The sequence below is a fragment of the Nocardioides sp. genome (genome assembly GCF_024509035.1).
Classification (GTDB): Bacteria; Actinomycetota; Actinomycetes; order Propionibacteriales; family Nocardioidaceae; genus Nocardioides.
Window position 1 is genome coordinate 1 of record NZ_JANINT010000148.1, and the last position, 5482, is coordinate 5482.

General features: G+C 74.1%; 5 protein-coding genes. 2 read left to right on the top strand and 3 right to left on the bottom strand.

What is annotated here, in order from left to right; all coding sequences use genetic code 11:
* A partial coding sequence (locus Q0L15_RS11765; protein WP_296604562.1) for a M23 family metallopeptidase occupies window positions 1–251 on the top strand: 251 nt, incomplete at its 5' end.
* An 85-nt stretch (window positions 252–336) separates the two neighbouring features.
* A complete protein-coding gene (locus Q0L15_RS11770) occupies window positions 337–2481 on the top strand; it encodes an FAD-dependent oxidoreductase (RefSeq protein ID WP_296604563.1) in 2145 nt (714 codons plus the stop codon).
* Between the two features lie 162 nt (window positions 2482–2643).
* Here Q0L15_RS11770 and dmpG read toward each other — a convergent pair whose 3' ends face one another.
* The 3 genes from dmpG to Q0L15_RS11785 are packed head-to-tail and all read right to left on the bottom strand — an operon-like array spanning window position 2644 to window position 5458.
* Complete coding sequence (gene dmpG, locus Q0L15_RS11775; RefSeq protein ID WP_296604565.1) at window positions 2644–3654, bottom strand: 4-hydroxy-2-oxovalerate aldolase; 1011 nt, start codon at window positions 3652–3654, stop codon at window positions 2644–2646.
* Complete coding sequence (locus tag Q0L15_RS11780) at window positions 3651–4613, bottom strand: acetaldehyde dehydrogenase (acetylating) (RefSeq protein ID WP_296604567.1); 963 nt, start codon at window positions 4611–4613, stop codon at window positions 3651–3653. Before Q0L15_RS11780 ends, dmpG begins: the two co-directional genes overlap by 4 nt.
* The gene (locus Q0L15_RS11785) at window positions 4610–5458 is read right to left on the bottom strand and encodes a fumarylacetoacetate hydrolase family protein (protein ID WP_296604568.1); all 849 of its coding nucleotides are present in this window, start codon (window positions 5456–5458) and stop codon (window positions 4610–4612) included. Before Q0L15_RS11785 ends, Q0L15_RS11780 begins: the two co-directional genes overlap by 4 nt.
* Between the last annotated feature and the right edge of the window lie 24 nt (window positions 5459–5482).

The window sequence follows — 5482 nt, forward strand, 5'->3', positions numbered from 1 at the left end:
CGGTCGGCTGGGCCGGCGCCTACGGCAACAAGATCGAGATCACCCACCCCGACGGCACCGAGACCTGGTACTGCCACCTCTCGCGCACCGACGTGCAGGTGGGGGCGCAGGTCGCCACCGGTGCCGTGATCGGCGCGGTCGGTGCCACCGGCAACGTCACCGGCCCGCACCTGCACTTCGAGGTCCGCTCCGACGGCGGCAGCGCCCTCGATCCCGAGACCGTCCTGCAGCAGCACGGCGTCCGGCCCTGAGCCGGCCGACCTGGGTCGAGCCCGGTGTCCCGATGTGCGGGAGACCCTCGGGCGCGCGGCGCGCTCGCCGCCTAGCGTCCGGCCAATGCGCACCCGTCGAGGCCGTCCCGGCTTCTCGCACCTGCTGACGCCCGGCACCATCGGCCCGATCACGCTGCCCAACCGCGTGATCATGCCGGCGATGGACATGAACGTGTGCCACGACGGTGTCGTCACCGACGACGACATCGAGCACTACGCCGCCCGCGCCGCCGGCGGCACCGGCATGGTGATCACCTCGGCCTCGGCGGTGGCGTTCCCCGTCGGCGCGACGAGCCTGAAGGAGCCCGGCCTCTCCGACGACCGGTTCATCCCCGGTCTGCGTGCGCTCGCCGACGCCGTGCACCGGGCCGGCTCCTTGCTGTGCGTCCAGGCGACCCACCACGGCAAGGTGGCGCGGGTCGACACCCTCCAGGGACGCCCGCTGCTCGTGCCGTCGGCACCCGAGGGCGCCCTCGACCTCAGCTCGCTGCAGGACAACACCCCCGACGAGCTGGCCCAGATGGGCGCCGTCACGGCGGGGCGGACGCCGACGTACCGGGAGGCGACCGAGGAGGACCTGTCCTGGCTCGTGGAGCAGTTCGCCCAGGCGGCACGCCGGGTGATGGTGGCGGGCGCCGACGCGATGGAGATCCACTGCGCCCACGGCTACATCCTCGGCGGGTTCCTCAGCCGCGCCGACAACCGGCGCACCGACCGCTGGGGCGGCTCGCTGGAGAACCGTGCCCGCCTGGCCTGCGACGTCATCGCGGCCGTACGACGCGAGGTCGGTGACCGGCTGGCGGTGATCGTCCGGGTGGCCGGTGAGGAGTACGGCGAGGAGGCCGCGCTCACGCGGCAGGAGGCGGTGGCCGCGGCCCAGCTGTTCGAGGCCGCGGGTGCCGACGCCATCCACGTCACCGGGTGGGGCCGCAACCCGTTCCGCGACTTCCTCAAGGGCCCGCTGCCCAACGAGGTCGGGGCCTACCGCGACAACGCGCGCGCGATGAAGGCCGCGGTCAGCATCCCGGTGATCGCGGTCGGTCGGGTGCTGCCCGAGGTGGGTGAGGAGATGATCGCCGCCGGGGAGGCCGACTTCGTCGCGATGGGGCGCCAGCTGCTCGCCGACCCCGAGCTGGTGGACAAGCTGCGCGCCGGACGCCGCGAGTCGGTCCGTCCGTGCATCAACTGCTACGTCTGCGTCGAGCGGAACTTCTGGGACGACACCCCGGTGTGTGCGGTCAACCCGGCGCTCGGCGACGAGCAGGCGGCGGTGCTGCTGCCGGTGCCGTCGCCGCGGCACGTCGTGGTCGTCGGCGGCGGGCCAGCCGGCATGGAGACCGCCCGGGTCGCGCGCGAGCGGGGGCACCGGGTCACGCTGGTCGAGGCCGGCGACCGCCTGGGCGGCTCGGCGTGGTTCTCCCAGCTCACCACCCCGGCCAACGGCCCGTTGCTCGCCTGGCAGCAGCACGAGCTCGAGCGCCTCGGTGTCGTCGTCCTGCTCGGCCGGCGCGCGACCGCCGAGTCGCTCCTGGCGCTGCGCCCGAGCACGGTGGTGCTGGCGACCGGCGCGACCCGCGGGCGCCCGGCGGTCCCCGGCGCGGACCTGCCGCACGTGCAGACCGGCGACACGCTGCGCGCCCTGCTCACCGGCACGTCGAGCCCCTCGGCCGACCGTGAAGCCTGGCGGTCGGGACGGACCCTGCGGTGGCTCGCTCGCGCCGGCCGGCTGACCGGCGCGACCAAGCGGCCCGAGCTGCTGCGGCGCGCCACCGCGACGTTCCTCCCCGTCGGCAAGAACGTCGTCGTGATCGGCGGGTCGCTCGTCGGCCTCGAGCTCGCCGAGTTCTTCGCCGAGCGGGGCAAGTCCGTGACCGTGCTCGAGGAGGGCGCCCAGCTCGGGCTGCCGATGGCGCTGCCGCGCCGCTGGTACGCCGTACGCCGGGCCGCCGACCACGGCGTGCGGCTCGAGCGCCGGGCCGTGCCCGAGGAGATCACCGCCACCAGCGTGGTCTACCGGGACGCCGAGGGCCGCCGTTCGACGGTCGCCGCCGACCTGGTCGTCGTGGCCTCCGAGGTGTCCTCCGGAGCCCCGCTGGCCAAGGAGCTGGCCGACCGGGGCGTGGCGGTGGAGGTCGTCGGCGACGCCGGCGAGGTGGGCTACATCCAGGGCGCCGTGCACTCGGCGTGGCAGGTGGCGCGATCCCTCTGAGCTGGTCCGTCCTGGCCGGGGACGTCATCCGACCTGGTCGTCGGGGCAGCCACCTCGGATGACCTCCTGCGGGCGAGCCTGGTTCGCGGCTGGGCCGCCCGGGGACACACCGTTCCAGCAGGGGCCCGCCTCGGCTCCGCGGCGGCCGGACGGTGCCCCTCCTCAGCCCGCCCGGCCGACCAGGTCGAGCGCGATGTCGATGATCATGTCCTCCTGGCCGCCGACCAGCCGGCGCCGGCCGACCTCGAGCAGGATCGTCCGCACGTCCACGCCGTAGCGCTCGGACGCGGCCTCGGCGTGGCGCAGGAAGCTCGAGTACACCCCGGCGTACCCCAGGGTCAGCGTCTCGCGGTCCACGCGGACCGGCCGGTCCTGCAGCGGCCGCACCAGGTCGTCGGCGGCGTCCTGCAGGGCGAACAGGTCCGCGCCGTGCGTCCAGCCGTTGAGGTCGGCGACCGCCACGAAGGGCTCGATGGGGCAGTTGCCGGCCCCGGCGCCCTGGCCCGCCAGCGAGGCGTCCACCCGGCGCACTCCCTCCTCGACGGCGACCACCGAGTTCGCGACCGACAGCGAGAGGTTCTCGTGGGCGTGGATGCCCAGCTCGGTCGCGGGGTCGAGCACGTCGCGGTAGGCGCGGATCCGCTCGCGGACACCGTCCATCGTGAGCCGGCCGCCGGAGTCGGTGACGTAGACGCAGTGCGCGCCGTAGGACTCCATCAGCTGCGCCTGGCGGGCCAGCTCGGCGGCCGGCGCCATGTGGCTCATCATCAAGAACCCGGAGACGTCCATGCCGATCTCGCGGGCGGTCGCGATGTGCTGGGCGGCCACGTCGGCCTCGGTGCAGTGGGTGGCGACGCGCACCGACCGCACCCCGAGGGAGTACGCCGTGCGCAGCTCCTCGATCGTGCCGACGCCCGGGAGCAGCAGGGTGGTGAGCCGCGCCCGGCTGATGTTCGCGGCCGCGGCCTCGATCCACTCCCAGTCGCTGTGCGAGCCGGGCCCGTAGTTGAGGGTGCCGCCGGCGAGACCGTCGCCGTGCGCGACCTCGATCGCGTCGACGCCCGCCGCGTCGAGGGCGGCGACGATGCGGCCGACGTCCGCGGGGTCGATGCGGTGGCGGATGGCGTGCATGCCGTCGCGGAGCGTGACGTCCTGCAGGAAGATCTCGGTCATGCCTGGGCCTCCGCGAGCTCAGCGTGGGTGGTGGCGGCGATCCGCTCGGCGGTGCGCAGGGCGGCGGACGTCATGATGTCGAGGTTGCCGGCGTACGCCGGGAGGTAGTGCGCGGCGCCCTCGACCTCGAGGAAGACCGACACCTGGTGGGTCACCGGGGTCGACGGGTCGGCCAGCAGCGTGTGCACCGGCTGGTCGGCGGGCACCTCGGTGATCTGCACGGTCTGCTTGAGCCGGTAGCCGGGGACGTACGCCGCGACGTCGGCCACCATCTGCTCGATCGAGGCGCGGATCCGCTCGTGCGTGTCGGGCGACGGGTCGCCGATCAGGCAGAAGACCGTGTCGCGCATGATCAGCGGCGGCTCGGCCGGGTTGAGGATGATCACCGCCTTGCCGCGCCCCGCGCCGCCCACCGCCTGGATGGCGTGCGAGGTGGTCTCGGTGAACTCGTCGATGTTGGCGCGGGTGCCTGGACCGGCGGACTTCGAGGCGATCGAGGCCACGATCTCGCCGTAGGCCACCGGGGTGACCCTCGAGACGGCGGCGACGATCGGGATCGTCGCCTGCCCGCCGCAGGTCACCATGTTCACGTTGGGCGCGTCGAGGTGGGCGTCGAGGTTGACGGCCGGGACCACGAACGGTCCGATGGCCGCCGGGGTGAGGTCGATGAGCCGCTTGCCGTGGGGCGCGAGCTTGGCGGCGTTGGCGACGTGCGCCTTCGCGCTGGTCGCGTCGAAGACGATGCCGATCTCCTCGAAGCAGTCCAGCGCGAGCAGCCCGTCGACACCGTCGCTGGTCGTGGCGAAGCCGAAGCGGCGGGCCCGGGCGAGGCCGTCGGACTCGGGGTCGATGCCGACCATCGCCCCCATCTCGAGGGTCTCGGAGAGCCGCATCACCTTGATCATCAGGTCGGTGCCGATGTTGCCCGATCCGATGATCGCGACCTTGGTCTTGCTCACTGCGCCTCCTCGGGGGCTGTGGGATCGGAGAAGCGGGCACTGACGGTGCCGAGGCCGCTGATGGCAGCGGTGACGGTGGCGCCCGGGGTGATGTCGCGCATCGGGCCGAGCGCCCCGGAGAGCACCACGTGGCCGGCGCGCAGCGGGTCGCCGTGCTCCCGGGCGGTGGTCGCGAGCCAGGCCAGCGCGCGCAGCGGGTCGCCCAGGCAGTCCGCACCGGTGCCGGTCGAGACCTCGACCCCGTCGATGCTCATCGACATCGTCACCTCGACGGGCTCCAGCTCGTCGAGCGTCCGGCGCTCGGTGCCGAGCACGTAGAGCCCGCTCGAGGCGTTGTCCGCGACGGTGTCGCCGAAGGCGATGTCCCAGCCGTCGATCCGGCTGTCGACGATCTCGAGGGCAGCGACCGCGTGGTCCACGGCCGCGCGCACCTGGGCGAGATCGAGCGGGCCGTCGACCAGGTCGGCGGCGAGCACGAACGCGATCTCGGCCTCCGCCTTGGGCTGCAGCAGCCGCTCCATCGGCACGACGGGCGCGCCGGTGAGGTCCATGTCGTCGAGCAGCCACCCGAAGTCGGGCTGGTGGACGCCGAGCTGCTGCTGGACCGCGGCCGACGTGAGGCCGATCTTGCGGCCCACGACCCTGGCGCCGGCGGTGCGGCGGGCGGCGATCACCTGCGACTGCACGGCGTACGCCGCGGCCAGGTCGTCCGCGCCGATGAGCTCGCGGACCGGGGCGCACGGCACGCCGGTCGCGGTGGCCTCCAGGAGCCGCGTCGCCGCTCGCTCGATGGACGCCGCGTCCACGGCGGTCGCCGGGGCAGCGCCGGGCACGGTCTGGGTCATGGGCCCAGGGTGGTCGTCGGCCCG